The sequence below is a fragment of the Brevundimonas sp. Soil_N_31 genome (assembly GCF_057655995.1).
On the sequence record NZ_JBDGLE010000008.1, the window covers coordinates 1 to 18,116 of the forward strand.

Here is an 18,116-nt window from a genome sequence, read left to right on the forward strand (position 1 = left end):
CCTGCTTTTCTTCACGTCCGTCTCCTTGATGAAACGGACTCTCACTCAAATCGGGGGATCAGGAAGGGAGCACGTCAGCCGCACAAGCAGATCGCGAAACATAGGGCTGCGTACGTAGGCTTGGCCCTGACCATCATTCAGGCGTTCCTGCTTCACGGCAAGCGTGACGACTCTCTCACAGCGATCGGCTCCTTCGATGATTGGTCGAGGCTTTGTCGTGAGCCGCTCATCTGGCTGGGCGAGCCGGATCCTGCTGGAAGCCTGATCAAACAGGTCAAGGACAATACCGACAACGAGTCTCTGGACGTGTTCTTAAAGCTGTGGCGAAAGCTCTATAGTGATGAATCCATGACCACGCGGGAAGTCATGGCTGAAGCGCGCACTAAGCCGCAGCTTCTCGAAATACTTCACGAACTCCCCATCACCGATCGCGACGGCATTAACCCGAACAAGTTAGGCCATTATCTGAAGGACCACCGTGGCGCTCGAGTGAACGGTCTTCGGATCGAAGATGGAGACAGCACCGAGCGCAAATCTTGGCGTGTCCTGACGGATGAGGAGTAGCCCTCGCTGACCCAATGCCCCGCGACGGGCGCATTCTAAAGAGGAGAAGAGGGGCCCCTCTTTCCCCCTTTGATTTCGGTGCCGCGCTCGTCCGGTGCGCTCCGAAACGCGAGCCCCTGAGCCCCGCTCCGGGCATCACATAGCCCGGCCATCGCCCCGTCCCAACCCCCGCCCAGACGGGTCACCCTGGGGCAAATGCGGGTCCGCCCCGCTCCAGACTTCCCCCTCCACCGCAAGCCGCCTCCCGCTGCGCCCCCTTCGGCACCGCGTGATGGCACTCGTCTGACCCCAACTCACCACAAGGAAAATCACCCATGCCCAAGGCACATCTGACTCAAGCCTTCGTCGCCAACGCCGGTTGCGAAGTCGGCAAGAAGAAGACCGATTGGTACGACACCCACATCCCCGGCTTCATCCTCGAACGCCGCGTCAGCGGCAAAGGTACCTACTACCTCCGCTACAACGACGTGAGCGGACGACAACGGCAGCACAAGATCGGTGGTGTCGAGGACGTAACCTGTGCCGCAGCCCGAAAGAAGGCCCAGGAACTGCGGTCGGAGGTGGTGATGGGCGGTGACCCCGGCGCGAAGAAAGCGCTGGCTAGGTCAATCCCCCTCTATGGAGAGTTGGCCGAGAAGCATCTGGCCTTCGCCAAGCTCCACCTCAAATCTTACCACGATCTGGAGTCGTGCATGCGGATCCACATCGTCCCGAAGTGGGGAAAGACCCGTCTCACCGACATAACCAGCCAGTCGGTCGGCCAGTGGTTGAACGAGAAGCGTGTCGGCGGTCTGGCTCCGGCCTCGGTCGAGAAGATGCGGGTGATCCTGGGCCGATCCTTCGTCCTGGGGGCCAGTTGGGACATACCAGGCACGGAAAGGAACCCGACACGGGGCATCCCGAGAAAGCCCCTTAACAACAGCCGCGAACGCTTCCTCACGCCGGAGGACACGGTTCGGCTGAAGGCGGCGGTGGCGGCGTCTCAGAACACCCAGCTTCAGCACATCGTCGGCCTGCTCCTCCTGACCGGGGCGCGGCTGCGAGAACTGCTGGAGGCCAAGTGGGAGAATGTGGACGTGGCGCGTAGGTCCTGGTTCATCCCGACCAGCAAGACCGGCAAGTCGCGCTACGTCCCGCTATCCACGCCAGCTGTGGCGATCATCGAGAAGCTGCCCCGCTTCAAGGGGTGTCCATGGTTGGTGCCGAACCCGGAAACCCGCCTTCCGTTCGTGTCGATCAAGCACAGTTGGCAGAATGCTATCAAAGAAGCAAAGCTTCCAGGACTTCGACTTCACGATCTACGCCACAGCGCAGCTAGTAACATGGTCAACAGTGGGGTGGATTTATTCGCCGTCGGTAAAGTTTTAGGTCACGCCAGCTATCAGTCCACTCAACGTTACTCGCATTTGGCGAATGATACTCTACTCAAGGCTGTCGAAGCCGGTGCGCTAAAACAAGCCGCCTTCTGACCCGCGCGCTTCACCCGCATCCTGACATCACGTCGGGGTGCGGGTGGGGCGCTATTTTTTTTGGTCGGATACAGGCTTGAGCTTGAACGCCCCGCTCAACCCTCGCCCACAGCCAGGCGTCATCGAGCCATTGAGCGAGCGCGCCGTCTGGCGATCTGGGCAAAGCGAAGCTCGATCATCTGCCGATTGATGTCCTGGGGGTCGAATGGGCCGCCATACAAATCCAGCACGTTTCGGTGTTCGGGATGTTGCGGGCGACCAACCGCCTCTAGGAATTCCTCGAAGCCGGGCGTTCCACCGACGTCCTCGGGTGGGCAGCGTCCGATCCCTTCGATGAAAGCTGGATAAGTCAGGTCGGCTCGGGCTGGCTCGACTCCTTCGATCCGGACTGCGTGATGCCAGTTGTCGCCGAAGTCATAGGTGTAGGTCAGGGCGGCTTCATCGCGCGCGATCAGGTCGGCGAGCTTGACGCCGGACGCCCGGAATGTCGGCGGGTCCGTAATGTATTCCGCGTCCGGCACCCCATAGCGACGCTGATGGGAGTCGAACTGCCACAGGTGGTAATCCTGCCAGCCCATACCCGCCTGGATGAGGTCGTGTAGCCCTTTGAGAGTCGTGGTCACGGGCGTGGCGAAACGCCGCCAGATCGCGGGCTGGACGCCATCAAGGCTTACATGGACGACGGCGATTGCAGGAGCGTTGGTCATAATGGAAGCTTAAGGCGGTGCTTCGCCAAGATCACTGGGCTTCTATCTGCCACCCAGGTGAGGCGGTGGCTGTGTCTGGGACCGAAGGCAGCGAACACGCTTGGCTCAACGACCCCGCCTGCAGGTATGGCGCAGGTCGAATTTCCGCGTCGGACTGAGCTAACGATCGTAAATTAGGAAACGGTCGGATCACCCCCTAAGCCCAATCTGGGAAGTCGGTGGGAAGCCCTGTTTTCACGACACCCCAATGGCGCTCAAATCCTTACTACGGCAGGGTTTCACGGCTTTCCTGCCAAGAAATTCGTAATGAGGGGGTCAGGTGTTCGAGTCACCTAAGCGGCACCACTCCTCCTTTCGCCCTTCAAAACACACCCACGCCTCGGGCGGCGGCATCCGCACGCTCACCGGGCGTCAAGCCGCCAGGGCGCGGAGCGGTCGGCTCAGGGCAAAGTCGGATGGGGCGAAGCTGCGGACCTCGTGGTTGCCGCGATAGAGGTCGATGCGCTCCAGACGCGGCCAGTCGCGCGCGACTTCGGCCACGCCCCGCACGGCCTCGACCTCGGTGGCGCCGGGCAGGACGCACAGCTCGGGCGTGATCGCCTCGGGCGTGTGGATCAGACAATAGAAGACGTCCATGGGCGCGCTCCCGACCTTCAGTCGCCGTCCCCTTGCCCAAGATTGATGACAGGCAGGCGCTTGAAAATGCGACGCTTTGGAGAAGTCGCATCAAGGATGCTCGACTGAGAGGTCGCGCCCACGACAGAAGCCGCCTTGCACGTATAAGCATATCTTTATATGTCTGGCGGCCTTATCGTCACCCAGGAGCCTGCCTTGGCCCGTTCGTCGTTCCTCTTCACCTCCGAGAGCGTCTCGGAAGGCCATCCCGACAAGGTTGCGGATCAGATTTCCGACGCCATTGTCGACCTGTTCCTATCCAAGGATCCCGAGGCGCGGGTGGCCTGTGAAACCCTGACGACGACCAATCTGGTGGTTCTGGCGGGCGAGATTCGCGGCAAGGGCATCATGGACACGGAAGGCAACTGGGCGCCCGGCGTCGAACAGGAGATCGAAGAGACCGCGCGCGGCGTGGTGCGCGACATCGGCTATGAGCAGGACGGCTTCCACTGGAAGACCTTCCGCTTCGAGAACAACCTGCACCCGCAGTCGGCCCACATCGCCCAGGGCGTCGACGCCGGCGAAGACAAGGACGAGGGCGCGGGCGACCAGGGCATCATGTTCGGCTACGCCTCGAACGAGACGCCCGAGCTGATGCCGGCCACCCTGCAATACAGCCACAACATCCTGAAGGCCCTGGCCGACGCCCGTCACGCCGGGACCGAGCCAGGCCTGGAGCCCGACGCCAAGAGCCAGGTGACGCTGCACTACGAAAACGGCCGCCCGGTGCGCGCGACATCCATCGTCGTCTCGACCCAGCACAAGGCCAATCTGAGCCAGGATCAGGTCGCCGCCATCGTGAAGCCCTATGTCGAGAAGGTGCTGCCGCAGGGCTTCATCACCGCCGACACCGAGTGGCACATCAACCCGACCGGCACCTTCGTCATCGGCGGGCCCGACGGCGACGCCGGCCTGACCGGCCGCAAGATCATCGTCGACACCTACGGCGGCGCGGCCCCGCACGGCGGCGGCGCCTTCTCGGGCAAGGATCCGACCAAGGTCGACCGCTCGGCCGCCTACGCCTGCCGCTACCTGGCCAAGAACGTCGTCGCGGCGGGCCTGGCCGACCGCTGCACCATCCAGATCAGCTACGCCATCGGCGTGTCCAAGCCCCTGTCGGTCCACGTCGACCTGCACGGCACGGGCAAGATCGATGAGGCGGTGCTGGAGGCCGAACTGCCCAAGCTGATCGGCGGCGCCTCGCCGCGCGCCATCCGCGAGCACCTGGGCCTGAACAAGCCCATCTATCGCCGCACCGCCGCCTATGGCCATTTCGGCCGGACGCCGGACGCCGACGGCGGCTTCTCCTGGGAAAAGACCGACCTGGTCGACGCCCTCAAGGCCCTGGCCGCCTGAGACCTCTAAGCGGTTGAAAATTCAACCTGAAACGGGGGCGTCGCGGATCAGTCCGCGGCGCCCTCGACGCATTGGCGGACCGGCGTCCCAATCCCGCGCTTGCATCGCAGCGCGTCTGGTCCTTTAAGCGCGCCGAACGCCTCCCCCAAGCGTCCCCTGACCCTTGCGTCTCCTGAAAGGATTCACCGACCGATGAGCAAGCCCGCCCCCAAGAAAGTCGTCCTCGCCTATTCGGGCGGGCTGGACACGTCGATCATCCTGAAGTGGCTGCAGGAGGAATACGGCGCCGAGGTCGTGACCTTCACCGCCGACCTGGGTCAGGGCGAAGAGCTCGCCCCCGCCAAGGAGAAGGCGCTGAAGCTGGGCATCAAGCCCGAGAACATCTTCATCGACGACCTGCGCGAAGAGTTCGTGCGCGACTTCGTCTTCCCGATGTTCCGCGCCAACACCGTCTATGAGGGCCAGTATCTGCTGGGCACCTCGATCGCCCGCCCGCTGATCTCCAAGCGCCAGATCGAGATCGCGCGCATGGTCGGCGCGGACGCCGTGTGCCACGGGGCAACCGGCAAGGGCAACGACCAGGTCCGCTTCGAGCTGGGCTATTATGCGCTGGAGCCCGACATCCGCGTCATCGCCCCCTGGCGCGAGTGGGACTTCAAGTCCCGCGAGGCCCTGCTGGACTTCGCCGAGAAGCACCAGATCCCGATCTCCAAGGACAAGCGCGGCGAGGCCCCCTTCTCGGTCGACGCCAACCTTCTGCACTCCTCGTCCGAGGGCAAGGTGCTGGAAGACCCGGCCGTCGAGGCGCCCGAGTTCGTGCACCAGCGCACCATCTCGCCCGAAGCCGCGCCCGACACGCCGACCGTCATCACCATCGCCTATGAAAAGGGCGATCCGGTCGCCATCGACGGCGAGGCCCTGTCGCCCGCCGCCCTGCTGACCAAGCTGAACCAGCTGGGCCACGACAACGGGATCGGCCGTCTGGACATGGTCGAGAACCGCTTCATCGGCATGAAGTCGCGCGGCGTCTATGAGACCCCCGGCGGGACCATCCTGCTGGCCGCCCACCGCGGCATGGAGTCGATCACGCTCGATCGCGGCGCCATGCACCTGAAGGACGAGCTGATGCCGAAATACGCCTCGCTCATCTACAACGGCTTCTGGTTCAGCCCCGAGCGCGAGATGCTGCAGGCCGCCATCGACCACAGCCAGCAAAAGGTGTCGGGCGTGGTCCGCGTCAAACTCTACAAGGGCAACGTCACCATCATCGGCCGCGAAAGCCCCAACAGCCTGTACGATCAGGATCTGGTGACCTTCGAGGAAGGCGTCCAGGCCTATGACCACAAGGACGCCGAGGGCTTCATCAAGCTGAACGCCCTGCGCCTGCGCGTCCTGGCCAAGCGGGACGGCCGCGAGGGCTAAGCCGCCCCTGACAACCCAAGCCTACCGGGGCCGGGCGATTCTCAGGATCGCCCGGCTTCTGTCATCCGTGACCCAGATGGAGCCGTCCGGCGCCGTCGCCATCGTCACGGGAGAGCCGCGCGGGTGGCGGCCGGCGATCCTATCCCAGCCCGGCGTCAGCACCTTGCCGTTCACGCTGGGCGCGCCGGCGGGGTAGGGCAGGGCGCCGCGCGGATAGATGGCGTAGCGCCCGCCGATATCGGTCAGAGGCCGGCCCGCCTCGTCCGTCTCGACCGCCACGATGCGTCCGGCAGCGCGGCGGAAGCCGTGCCAGGTCATCAGCAGCCGCCCCTGCAGCTCAGGGAACATCGCCCCGTCGTAATAGATCAGGTCCAGCGGCGCCGCGTGCGGCGGCAGAAGGGCGATTGGGCGCTCACGCTCGCCGCAGCGCGCCTGACGCGCCGGCCAGCCAGGCAGGGGCGTCACCAGATCGACGCAATAGGGCCAGCCGTAATGGCGCCCCTGGGTCAGCACGTTCACCTCGTCATAGGGGTGGTTCGGCGTGTCCAGATCGACCGAGTTCTCGGCCTGAAGCACCGTTCCCGACGCATGGCGCACCAGGGCGATGGAGTTGCGCAGCCCGCTGGCGAAGACGGTGCTTTCTTCCGCCCAGCGGCCGTTCCCCAGATAGGCGTGGCGCCGCACCTGCGCCGTCGCGGCGTCCTCGACGCAGGCCCCGCGCGCATCCGTCTTCGGCTTGCCCGCCGCGTCCAGACAGCGGTCGCTGGGCGCCCCGACATTGACCAGCAGGTCGCCGTTCCCGTCGAAGACGAAGCTGGACAGCGGGTGGCGGTTGTCGTGCAGCCGGTTGTCCGGCAGGTCGCCGATGACGGTGCGGACGCTGGCCTGCGCATCGGCCGCGTCGGGATCCAGCGTCAGGATGCGGTTCATCTCGGACACATAAATCCGCCCGTCCGGCCCGCGCTTGACCGTGTGCGGCATCGAAAGGCCGCTCGCCAGCCGCCGCCAGCGCGCCGCCGCGCCGTCGGCCGCAAACGACAGCCGCCACACCGCCCCCTTGCCCGCCTCCCAGGCGCCCAGGTCCGTGACCAGCCAGTCGCCGCCCTCCAGCGGCATCAGACCGCGCGGCATCCGCGGCCCGTCCTGGCCCGCCCCCTGCCACACCAGACCGAGGCAATAGCCCTCGGCCATGCGTACGGCTGTAACGGCACGGCCGTCGCAATCCCCCTGCACGGCGTAGGCCCGGACCGCCGCCTGCGCCAGGGCATGCGGCGCGAACGCCGTTGTCGAAAGAAGAACAGCGGCGGCGATCAAACGGAGCATCATGATGGTCAGGCCAGATCCTGAATCTCTTCTTCCGTCAGTTCGCCGGGCACGATTGTGACGGGCAGCTTTCGACCGGTGAAGCCGGCGCCGTGTTTCAAAACGGCGGAAATCAGGGGGCCAGGGCCGCGCCCGTTGGCGCCGGCGGCCAGGATCAGGATCTTGATGTCGGGATCGTCGCTGACCGCCTTGCGGATGGCGGCCTGGGGATCGCCTTCCTCGATCAGATAGACGGGCGGGGCGCCGGACGTCTCGGCGACTTTTTCCCCCAGCCGGGCCAGCAGAGCCTCGGCCTCCTCGCGCTGTTGGCGACGGATTTCGTCGCGGACGCCGGACCAGTGCTCGTCCGATCCGCCGACCAGGGCGCGCAACAGCACCACATGGCCCCCGGTCGAACGCGCGCGGCGTGCGGCGTAGGCCAGGGCGGCGTCCAATTCGGGAGTGTCGTCGACGACGACGAGGAACTTCCTGGGCATGGGCCCTCCGGTTCGCTGAACAGCAGGGGGCCACCTAAACCGACCCCGCCCCAAACGCCAAGGCCCGCCCGCCTCGCCAAACGACGAAACGGACGGGCCCTGATTGCGGCGCCGACGCGAGCCGCTCCTGTTCGAGCGCCTCATGCGCTCAAGCAGCGAACCGCCGCGCGGCGAGCGATAGCGCACTAAAAGCGCTCAAGCAGTGAGCGACCGCGTCGCGAACGTAGCGCGTGACGCCGGGCTCACGCCCGGCGTCACCTCGCTTAGGAAGCCGAAGCCAGCACCTCGCGGATCTCGCCGTTGGCGATGGTCAGCTTGGCGAAGGTCCAGCCGGAGCCCGAGGTCTCGATCTCATCGACCGAGGCGCGCAGGGCCTCCACCTGATCCATGCGGGCGCCGATCCAGGCGTCGACCGCCTGTTCGGCGCTGTCCTCGCCGGCGCCCGCCGCCTGGGCCGAGGCCTTGGCCACGGCGCGGGTCAGCTGCTGCTGCTCGGTCATCAGATCCTGGATCAGGCGACGCACGGCCAGGCGATCGAAGCGATCGCCGGACGGCACCGACCCGGCCGCCACGCGCAGGCGGTCGAAGTCGAAGGCGGCGCCGACCTGGTGATAGACGCGGGCCATGGCCGGGGCGTCCCAACCCAGTTCGCCCGACAGGTCGCCGATGTCGGCCGTGGCCACCATCGGACGCAACATGGCGATGTCGCGGGCCAGATCTTCCGGCGCGCCCAGACCGATGAAGGTCTGGACCCGGCCTTCGTAGCGAGCGTGCTCATAGCGCGACAGCACTTCCGGGCCGGCGGCGCGCAGGGCGTCGGCGGCGGGCTGATAGGCGGCGATCATGCCGCCGACCGTCGTCTCGGTGCGGGCCGCGCGGCGCGCCAGCCAGAAGGTCTGGCGACGCAGGACCAGGGCGATCTCCTGATAGAGGGCCGTCTGGGCCTCGGCCGGGATCTTCAGGTCCAGGGCCGACACCGCCTTCCAGGCCTCGTCGAGGCGGAAGACGTGGCGGGCGGTCTCAAAAGCCGTGACCATGGCGGCGGTGTCGCATTCCGCCGCCGCGCGCAGGCGGTCGGGGAAGGTCGGCCCGGCCATGTTGACGATCTCGTTCGACAGCACGGTGGCGATGATGTCGCGGCGCAGGCGGTGCCCCTTCATGTCCTCTTCGAACTGGGCCAGCGGCGCCGGGAAGTACTCCAGCAGCAGGCGTTCGAAGAAGGCGTCGTCCGGCGCCGTCGAGCCGACGATCTCGTCGAACAGCTCGAGCTTGGAATAGGCGGTCAGGACCGCCAGCTCCGGCCGGGTCAGGGCCTGGCCTTGCAGCTTCATCTCGGCGATGCGGGCGTCGTCGGGCAGGTATTCGACCGCCCGGTTCAGCTTACCGATCGACGACAGGTGCTGCATGAAGGCCTGCTGAGCGTCCAGCGCGGCCGCGCCTTCGGCCTGTTGCAGGGTCAGGGCCAGGGTCTGGTCGTAGTTGTGGGCCAGCACCTTGTCCGCGACCTCGTCGGTCATCGACTTGAGCAGGGCGTTGCGATCCTCGGCCTTCAGATGGCCCGAGGCGATGGCGCCGCCGGTCAGAATCTTGATGTTCACCTCGTGGTCCGATGAGTCCACGCCGGCCGAGTTGTCGATGGCGTCGGTGTTCAGACGCACGCCCGCGCGGGCGGCTTCGATCCGGCCGAGCTGGGTCGCGCCCAGGTTGGCGCCTTCGCCGACGACCTGCGCACGGATCTCGCCGCCGTTGATGCGGATGGCGTCGTTGGCCTTGTCGCCGACCTGCAGGTTGGTCTCGCCGGCGCCCTTGATGTAGGTGCCGATGCCGCCGAAGTAGAGCAGCTCGGCGCGGGCCTTGAGGATGGCCTGCATCAGGGTGACCGGATCGACGCTGTCGGCCTCGATGTCCAGCAGCACCTTGATCTGCGGCGTCAGGGCGATCGACTTGGCCGAGCGCGAGAAGACGCCGCCGCCTTCGGAGATCAGGCTCTTGTCATAGTCCTGCCAGCTGGTGCGCGGCGTCTCGAACAGGCGCTTGCGCTCGGCCCACGACTTCGCCACGTCCGGGTTCGGATCGATGAAGATGTCGCGGTGATCGAAGGCGGCCACCACCTTGATCGCCTTGGACAGCAGCATGCCGTTGCCGAAGACATCGCCGGACATGTCGCCGACGCCGACCACGGTGAAGGGCTCGCTCTGGATGTCCTTGCCCATCTCGCGGAAGTGGCGCTTGACCGCTTCCCAGGCGCCGCGCGCGGTGATGCCCATTTCCTTGTGGTCATAGCCGGCCGAGCCGCCGCTCGCGAAAGCGTCGTCCAGCCAGAAGCCGTAGGACTGGCTCACGCCGTTGGCGATGTCCGAGAAGGTCGCCGTGCCCTTGTCGGCGGCCACGACCAGATAGGGGTCGTCGCCCTCCCAGGCCACGACATTGGTCGGACGCACCGGGGCGCCGTCGCCGACAATGTTGTCGGTGATGTCCAGCATGCCGGACAGGAAGGTCTTGTAGGCGCGGATGGCCTCGGCCTGGGTCTCCTCGCGCGTGCCGCCGACCGGCAGCTGCTTGGGATAGAAGCCGCCCTTGGAGCCGACCGGCACGATGACCGAGTTCTTGACCTGCTGGGCCTTCACCAGACCCAGAACCTCGGTGCGGAAGTCGTCGCGACGGTCCGACCAGCGCAGGCCCCCGCGCGCCACCGGGCCGAAGCGCAGGTGCGAGCCCTCGATGTGCGGCGCCCAGACGAAGATTTCGCGGAAAGGCTTGGGCAGGGGCAGGTCGGCCAGTTCCTGACCGGCGATCTTGATCGAGATATGGGCCTTGGGCGTGCCCTCGGCGTCGACCTGATAGAAGTTGGTGCGCTTGATCCCGTCGATCAGGGCCGCGATGCGGCGCAGGGCCCGGTCGTGATCCAGGCTCTTCACGTCCTGCAGCAGGGTTTCGATCTTGGCGTCCAGTTCGGCCACGGCCGCCTCACGCTCGGCGACCGAACCACCGTGCGCCGGGTCGAACTTGGCCTTGAACAGCGACAGGATGGCGCGCGCTGCGTCGGGGTACTCGCGCAGGGCGGCTTCCTGCACCGACTGCGACGGGTCCAGGCCCGTCTGCTGGCGATAGCGGGCCAGGGTGCGGATCAGGGCCGCCTCGCGCCAGTCGACGCCCAGCTCGAGCACCAGGCGGTTGAAGCCGTCGCTCTCGGTGCGGCCGTTCCACACGGCCTTGAAGGCCTCTTCGAACGGGGTCTTGAGGTCGGCGAACACCAGGTCGGCGCCGCGCGGGTCTTCCAGCAGGAAGTCGTGGATGTAGATCGGCTCCTGGCCGATCGTGCGCACGACGTGGTCGGATTCCTCGAGCGTCTTCAGGCCCATGTCGGCCAGGATCGGCAGGACGTCCGACAGCGGCACGGCCGAACCGCGGCGATACAGCTTGAAGCGGAACTGCAGATTGGTCTCGTCGGCCGTGCGGAAGGCGCGCACCGCCACCGGCTCGGCGTTGACGCCGTCGGCGGCCGAGCCGTCGTTCAGACGGTCGAACTGCTCCAGGTCGGCCACGGCCTCGGCCGCGTCATAGCGGGCGCGGAAGGCCACGCCGAAGCCGTCGGCCCAGCGAGCGCTGGTCGGGCCGACGGCGGCTTCATCGACCCCGGCCAGGCGCAAGGCGCGCTCGAAGCGATCGATCCAGCTGCGGCCGGCCTCGGCCACCTCGGCCTCCAGAGCCTGCAGGTCCGGGGTCGGGTGATCGCCGGGCGTCACGCCGATGATGTAGTGGACGCGGGTCAGCGGCTGATCGGTCAGCTGCGGATACCAGGCCGAGACGCGACCGCCCCAGGCCTGGGCCAGGATGCCGCCGATGCGCTGGCGCAGGCCCGCGTCGAAGCGCTCGCGCGGTATGAAGCACAGCACCGAGACGAAGCGGTCGAACGGATCACGGCGCGTGAACAAGCGGATGCGCGGACGGTCGTACAGATGCAGAATGCCCAGCGCCGTATCCAGCAGCTCGTCTTCGCCGATCTGGAACAGCTCGTCGCGGGGATAGTTCTCGAGGATGTTCTTCAGGCGCTTGTGGTTGTGGCTGCCCGGCGTCTTGCCGGCGCGTTCCAGCGCATTGGCGACCTTGCGCCGGATCAGCGGCACTTCCTTGGCCATCTTGTCGTAGGCTTCGGCGGTGAACAGGCCGACGAAGCGGGTCTCGCCGGTCGCCTTGCCGTCGGCGTCGTAGCGCTTGATCCCGACGTAGTCCATGTAGGCGCGGCGATGCACGCGCGAGCGCATGTTGGCCTTCGCCACGGTGACCGGATCGCTCTCGTCCAGCTGGCGCTGCATGGCGGCGGTCAGGACGGCGGGCTCGGAGGCGCGGCGCAGGACGCGGCGCTCGGGATCGCTGAGCACGCCCAGGCCGTCGCTGGACTGGTTCAGGGGCGCCTCGGCCTCATACGAACCCGAAGCGTCGCGCGGATAGTCGTAGTCGCGCGCGCCCAGGAAGACGAAGTGATCGCTCTTGGCCCAGCGCAGGAACTCGAGGTTCTCCTTCAGCACCTCGGGATCGACGCCCTTCGGCGGGGCGGCTTCAAGACGCTGGACGGCGTCGCGCATGGTCTGGACCATGGCGCCGTGGTCGCGCACGGCGACGCGCACGTCGGCCATGGCCTGAGCCAGGCCCTCGCCCAGGGCGTCGCGGCGCTCCTGCGGCAGGTGGTCGATGACGACGATGATCAGGGAGTCGCGACGGCCGGCCTCGACCTCGACGATCGGGTGGAACAGGGCGCGGACGGTGACGCCGGCCTCGGCCAGCTCGCCCAGGACGCTGTCGACCAGGAAGGGGCCGTCGTCCTGCAGGATCAGAATCTGATCATAGCCGGTGTTGACGCCGGCGGCGTCGGCCAGGGGGCCGACGGTGATGCGGGCGGGCTCGCCCGCCTTGCGGGCCTCGGCGCCGCGCCAGGCCCCCGCCAGCAGGACCGCCAGGTCGTCGCCGCCCAGTTCGGGCGTCTCATCGGCCGAATAGTCGTCGAAGGCCTGAGCCAGCAGGGTCTTCTCCGCCGCGCCCGGCGGCGCCGCAATCCGCGCGTAGGCCGCCTCCAGCGCTCCCAGGTCGGCGGGAACGGCGGGAACGATGCGCGAAGCAGCGGACATGACTCAGGTCTCGAACGGCGCGGTGGAAAACCGCTGGGGAAAACAGCCGCACCTTAGCGTCCCCGGCGAGAACGGCTAGGCCGCCGACGCCCCGAAAGACAGGGAATTTCAGTGTGCACCGCAGCATGTGGCGCAACGGGCCCAGTTGTGGACCGTTTGTATCTCCAGCACCGTCAAGTCGAGCAGGAAAAGCCCCAATTCCGCCGTGATCGGACGGAAGCAGCCTCAGCAATGTGCTGTGAGACAGTCCCCTGAAACGAACAAGGCCGTCGAACGATGTCCGACGGCCTGCTCGGTCCGGCGCTTAGGAGGGGGAGGGGAAGCGCCGGCCTCAGACGCCGCGGCCCGGGAGGGGGAGGGGAGGGCCGCGTCGTGTGAGGATGAGATAGGCGACGATTACGGCCATTCAAGGACAATTGAAGGATTATTTCCGGCTTTCGTCCTGCGGCGGGACGTCGCGGCCAAGAATCCGTCCGAGCCAGGAAGATCCGCCCTCCTTTTCCGATTCCCTGCCGCGCTTCTGCGCATAGGGCTCGCCGTCGCCGGACAACAGCACGGCGATCCAGCGCGAGCCCTTGAACTCGGCCAGGATGGCCATGGCCATCACCGCCAGCGGGGTCGACAGGAACATCCCCGCCACGCCCCACAGCTTGCCCCAGAAGGCCAGGGCCAGAAGGACGACGATGGGGTCGATGTTCTGATTGTCGCCCTGCATCCGCGGCTGGACCAGGTTACCCACCAGAAACAGCAGGGTCTGAAGACCGACGAACAGGATCAGGGCGGGCCAGTAGCTTTCGAACTGGACCAGGGCGAACAGGGGCGGGGCGCAGCCCGCGACGGCGCCGCCCAGCACCGGAATAAAGCCGACGATGAAGATGACGAAGGTCCAGAACTCGGCGTTCTGAAGCCCGACCGCCCGCATCAGCACCCAGGCCACGGCGCAGATCATGGCCCCGGTCACGGCCTGGACCCACAGATAGCCCTCAACCCCGCCGCGCACGCGCTCGAACACCTCCAGCGCCTCCTGGCGCGGGCCGCGTTCCGGGAACATGCCGACCATCTTCTTGCGGAAGCCCGCCTGCGACGCCAGCAGGAAGCCCAGGTAGATCATGACGAAGAAGGCGCCGGTGGCCGCGCCCTGCACCTGGAAGGCCGCGCTGGTCAGCCAGCCGCGCACGTCAATGCCGGCGATCATGTCGTGCAGGGTCGGCGGATCGCTGACCCCGACCAGGGCCGAGACGTCACGGCTGATCTGATCGATGCGCGGGCCGATGCTGCCCGCCACGCCCGAGGCGTCGGTGAAGAAGCCGGCCGCCCCGTCGACGATGATCCAGATCGAGGCCAGGAAGCCCAGCACCACCAGGATCAGGGCCGCCGCCCCGGCGAAACGCGGCGGAATCGGCGTGCGCCGCTCAAGGGCGCGCTTCACTCCGTCGATCATGATCATCAGGAACAGGGCCATGGCCAGGGGCGTCAGAATGTCCCTGAGCCAGTAGAGCGCCGCCCCCGCCGCCACGACGGCGATCAGCACCACCGCATTCGTGGCCGGGGAGGAGTGACTGACGGTGATCGGAAGCTTCATGGCGGAACTGTCGTCGTGACCGGGAACGGCGTCAATCGCTGTAAACCGCCGAGGTTCCGCCTTGCGGCGACGGCCCGGTCGATTAAGCATGGAACAGTACGCAGGAGACCCTCTTCATGACCGACGCCCCCGCCCTGTTTCTCGGCCAGTCCTTCGAGGGCGCGCCCGAGCGGCTGCTGCTGAATCGGGCCAACCGCCACGGCGTCGTCGCCGGCGCCACCGGCACGGGCAAGACCGTGACCCTGCAGATCATGGCCCAGGGCTTTTCCGAAGCGGGCGTCCCCGTCTTCTGCGCCGATGTGAAGGGCGACCTGTCCGGCGTCAGCCAGGACGGCGGAGTCGAAAAGTTCGCCGAGCGCGCGGGCAAGATGGGCCTGACGCTGAACGGCAAGTCGGCCCCGGTCGTCTTCTGGGATCTGTACGGTCAGAAGGGCCACCCGATCCGCGCCACCGTGTCCGACGTCGGTCCCGTGCTTCTGGCGCGGATGTTGGAGCTGAACGACGTGCAGGAGGGGGTGCTGACCGTCGCCTTCCACGTCGCCGACAAGGAAGGCCTGCTGCTGCTGGACCTTGAGGATCTGCGCGCCCTGCTGGCCTATGTCGGCGAGAACGCCCAGACCATCGGCCGCGAGGTCGGCAACGTCTCGCCAACCTCCATCGCCGCCATCCAGCGCGCCCTGCTCCAGCTCGAACAGCAGGGCGGCAAGGCCTTCTTCGGCGAACCGGCCCTGCGTCTGGAGGACATGATGCGGACGGCGCTCGACGGCCGGGGCCAGGTGAACGTGCTGGACGCCACGCGGCTGATGAACAGCCCGCGCCTGTACGCCGCCTTCCTGCTGTGGCTGCTGTCCGAGCTGTTCGAGCAGCTGCCCGAGATCGGCGACCCGGAGAAGCCGCGCCTGGTCTTCTTCTTCGACGAGGCGCACCTGCTGTTCAACGACGCGCCCAAGGGCCTGCTGGAAAAGGTCGAGCAGGTGGTGCGCCTGATCCGCTCCAAGGGCGTCGGCGTCTATTTCGTCACCCAGAACCCGGCCGACATCCCCGACAGCGTCCTGGCCCAGCTGGGCAACCGGGTGCAACACGCGCTGCGCGCCTATACCCCCGCCGAGCAGAAGGGCCTGCGCGCCGCCGCCCAGAGCTTCCGCACCAATCCCGCCTTCGACACCGCCGAGGCCATTCAGGCCCTGGGCGTGGGCGAGGCCCTGGTCTCCACCCTCGATGAAAAGGGCGCGCCGACCGTGGTGGCCCAGACCAAGATCCGTCCGCCGGATTCGCGCCTCGGCCCGGCGACCGAGGCCGAGCGCGCCGCGACGCTGGCCGCCAGCCCGGTGCGCGGCGTCTATGACACGGCGGTCAACCGCGAGTCGGCCGAAGAGGTGCTGAAGGCCCGCCGCGCCCAGGCCGACCGCATCGAAGCCGAGACCGCCACTGCCGCCGCCGAAGCCAAGGCGGCGGAAAAGGCGGCGCGTTCGGCCCCGGCGCCCGCCCGCGAACGCGCGGCGCCGCGCGCACGGACCTCCAGCCGCCAGACGCCGATGGAGGCCCTGACCAAGTCGGTGCTGCGCACCGCCGGCTCGACCATCACCCGCGAACTGCTGCGCGGCGTGCTGGGCAGTCTGAAGAAGCGCTAGGGCTTCAGCCCAACTCGACCGGGCGGCCGTCCTTATAGACGTCCGTGACCTTGATCCCGGCCAGGCGGTCGGGATCGACGGTCATGGGGTCCGCATCCAGCAGGATCATGTCCGCCAGCTTGCCGGCCGTGAGCGAGCCCTTGCGGTCGTCCTCATAATGCTGCCAGGCGGCCCACAGGGTCATGGCCTTCAGCGCGACATCGACCGGCACGCGCTCATCCGGCCCCAGAATGTCGCCCGAGCGGGTGCGGCGCGTGACCGTGGCCGACAGAACCCTCATGGCGTCGGGATTGGCCACCGGGGCGTCGTGGTGGCTGGTGAAGTGCATCCCGCGCCGCCAGGCCGAACCGCAGGGCGAGATCAACTCCGCCCGGCGCGGTCCCAGCACGGAATCCCGGTGCCAGTCGCCCCAGTAGAAGGTGTGCATGGGGAAGAGGGAGGGGACGATCCCCAGGGCCTTCAGCTCGTCCAGCTGGTCCATCCGCGTCGTCTGGCCGTGGATCAGCACCGGGCGGCGGTCGCGGACGGCGTGCTTGCGGCTCGCCTCGCGCACGGCGGCGATCATCAGGTCGATGGCGGCGTCACCGTTGGCGTGAACTTCGATCTGCCAGTCGTTGGCGAAGGCCAGGTCCAGGGCGTTCAGGGCCTGCTGCTCCGTCACCGCCGGATAGCCGCGCCAGGAGGCGGGCTGGCCCTCGGGCGGGACGAAATAGGGCTGGGACAGCCAGGCGGTCTTGGCCTGGGGCGAGCCGTCCAGCGTCAGTTTGACCCCGCCGATACGATAGCGCCCCTCATAGTTCCGCCGATACAGCGGCGTGGCCATGACGTCGGTCGAGGTCAGGATGTCGGGAAACGACAGGATGTCGATGGGCAGGGCGCCTGCCTCGGCCAGGCCCGCGATCATGCGGCAGGTGTCGGTGGACGACCGTCCGTCCTGGGCCGTGGTGTAGCCGAAGCGGGCGTAGTAGCGCGCGCCCTCGACGATCATCTGACGGTTGGCTTCGGCGTCCAGGCGGGTGAACAGGGCGCCCATGACGGCGAACAGGGCGGTTTCCTCCAGCACGCCGTTCGGCTCGCGCGAGCCGTCCTTGCGTCGGATCACCCCGCCGTCCGGGTCGGCCGTGTCCGCCCCGATCCCCGCCGCCGCCAGGGCCGCGCCGTTGGCCGCGCCCAGATGGCTCGACTGATGCAGGAACAGCACCGGCACGACGTCGGATATGGCGTCCAGTTCGTCCCGCGTGGGGTGCCGCCGCTCCTTCAGCTGGGAGTCGTCATAGCCGAAGCCGATGATCAGGCCGGTGTCGCGCACCAGCGCCTCATGACGGTTCATCCAGTCGCGCGTGATCCGCTGCAGGGCGGCGATGTCGTTCCCTTCGCCGTCCGGCGCAGGCAGGAGGTTGGCGTAGCGCGCCTGCAACCCGACCATGGAGACGTGCCCATGCGGATCGAAAAAGCCCGGCAACAGGGTCCGGCCGTCAAGGTCGACCAGGCGCGCGCCTCGTCCCGCCGCCGCCCGCACCGCGTCCAGGGCGCCGACCGCCAGGATGGTCTGCCCGCGCACCGCCACGGCCTCGGCCGACGGCTGCGCATCGTCCATGGTGCGGATCGGACCGCCGTGAAAGACGGTCGTCGCCGCCGCTTGGGCCTGGGCCGCCCCGCTCGCCGTCAGGCCGCCGACGGCGACCCCGGCCATGAACAGGCGGCGATCCATCGGATAGGCAAGGGTGCGTGTCATGGCGTCCTCCCGGCGACGGCTTCACCGTAGCAACCTTTTGCGACGTCGCG

12 protein-coding genes are annotated in these 18,116 nt (G+C 67.3%); 5 read left to right on the forward strand and 7 right to left on the reverse strand.

The annotated features are described in order from the left end of the window. Together AC3A3G_RS13225 and AC3A3G_RS13230 are read left to right on the forward strand one after the other, a co-directional pair. On the forward strand, positions 1–564 hold a 564-nt coding region (locus tag AC3A3G_RS13225), incomplete at its 5' end, for a hypothetical protein (protein ID WP_487488394.1). Between the two features lie 314 nt (positions 565–878). Continuing rightward, positions 879–2,033: a site-specific integrase gene (locus AC3A3G_RS13230; protein ID WP_487488395.1), complete on the forward strand. Its 1,155-nt coding sequence runs from the start codon at positions 879–881 to the stop codon at positions 2,031–2,033. A gap of 119 nt (positions 2,034–2,152) precedes the next feature. Here AC3A3G_RS13230 and AC3A3G_RS13235 read toward each other — a convergent pair whose 3' ends face one another. Both AC3A3G_RS13235 and AC3A3G_RS13240 read right to left on the reverse strand, forming a co-directional pair. Next, a complete protein-coding gene (locus AC3A3G_RS13235) occupies positions 2,153–2,740 on the reverse strand; it encodes a plasmid pRiA4b ORF-3 family protein (protein ID WP_487488396.1) in 588 nt (195 codons plus the stop codon). Between the two features lie 411 nt (positions 2,741–3,151). Next, complete coding sequence (locus AC3A3G_RS13240; RefSeq protein ID WP_200167210.1) at positions 3,152–3,376, reverse strand: oxidoreductase; 225 nt, start codon at positions 3,374–3,376, stop codon at positions 3,152–3,154. Positions 3,377–3,571: 195 nt separating this feature from the next. On the opposite strand from AC3A3G_RS13240, the gene metK reads away from it, so the two are divergent. Further along, on the forward strand, positions 3,572–4,771 hold the full coding sequence (gene metK / locus AC3A3G_RS13245; protein WP_234287889.1) for a methionine adenosyltransferase: 1,200 nt from the start codon (positions 3,572–3,574) through the stop codon (positions 4,769–4,771). A gap of 192 nt (positions 4,772–4,963) precedes the next feature. Next, a complete protein-coding gene (locus AC3A3G_RS13250) occupies positions 4,964–6,193 on the forward strand; it encodes an argininosuccinate synthase (protein ID WP_200167214.1) in 1,230 nt (409 codons plus the stop codon). A gap of 21 nt (positions 6,194–6,214) precedes the next feature. Here AC3A3G_RS13250 and AC3A3G_RS13255 read toward each other — a convergent pair whose 3' ends face one another. The 4 genes from AC3A3G_RS13255 to AC3A3G_RS13270 all read right to left on the reverse strand — a co-directional run bounded on the left by AC3A3G_RS13255 (position 6,215) and on the right by AC3A3G_RS13270 (position 14,700). Beyond that, positions 6,215–7,519, reverse strand: coding sequence for a PQQ-dependent sugar dehydrogenase (locus AC3A3G_RS13255; protein ID WP_487488397.1), 1,305 nt, complete (start codon positions 7,517–7,519; stop codon positions 6,215–6,217). Between the two features lie 5 nt (positions 7,520–7,524). Further along, positions 7,525–7,992, reverse strand: a complete 468-nt coding sequence (locus AC3A3G_RS13260; protein WP_125900797.1) for a universal stress protein — start codon at positions 7,990–7,992, stop codon at positions 7,525–7,527. A 263-nt stretch (positions 7,993–8,255) separates the two neighbouring features. Next, positions 8,256–13,118 (reverse strand): NAD-glutamate dehydrogenase, encoded by a 4,863-nt coding sequence (locus AC3A3G_RS13265; RefSeq protein WP_487488398.1) that lies wholly within the window; start codon positions 13,116–13,118, stop codon positions 8,256–8,258. A gap of 424 nt (positions 13,119–13,542) precedes the next feature. Beyond that, complete coding sequence (locus AC3A3G_RS13270) at positions 13,543–14,700, reverse strand: AI-2E family transporter (protein WP_200167218.1); 1,158 nt, start codon at positions 14,698–14,700, stop codon at positions 13,543–13,545. Positions 14,701–14,816: 116 nt separating this feature from the next. Here AC3A3G_RS13270 and AC3A3G_RS13275 point away from each other — a divergent pair, with 116 nt between their 5' ends. Next, entirely contained in the window at positions 14,817–16,331 is a 1,515-nt protein-coding gene (locus AC3A3G_RS13275) for a helicase HerA-like domain-containing protein (RefSeq protein ID WP_125900794.1), read from the forward strand. 4 nt (positions 16,332–16,335) lie between these two features. Here the strand turns inward: AC3A3G_RS13275 and AC3A3G_RS13280 are convergent, their stop codons facing one another. Further along, positions 16,336–18,066: an amidohydrolase gene (locus tag AC3A3G_RS13280; protein ID WP_487488399.1), complete on the reverse strand. Its 1,731-nt coding sequence runs from the start codon at positions 18,064–18,066 to the stop codon at positions 16,336–16,338. Positions 18,067–18,116: the final 50 nt, after the last annotated feature.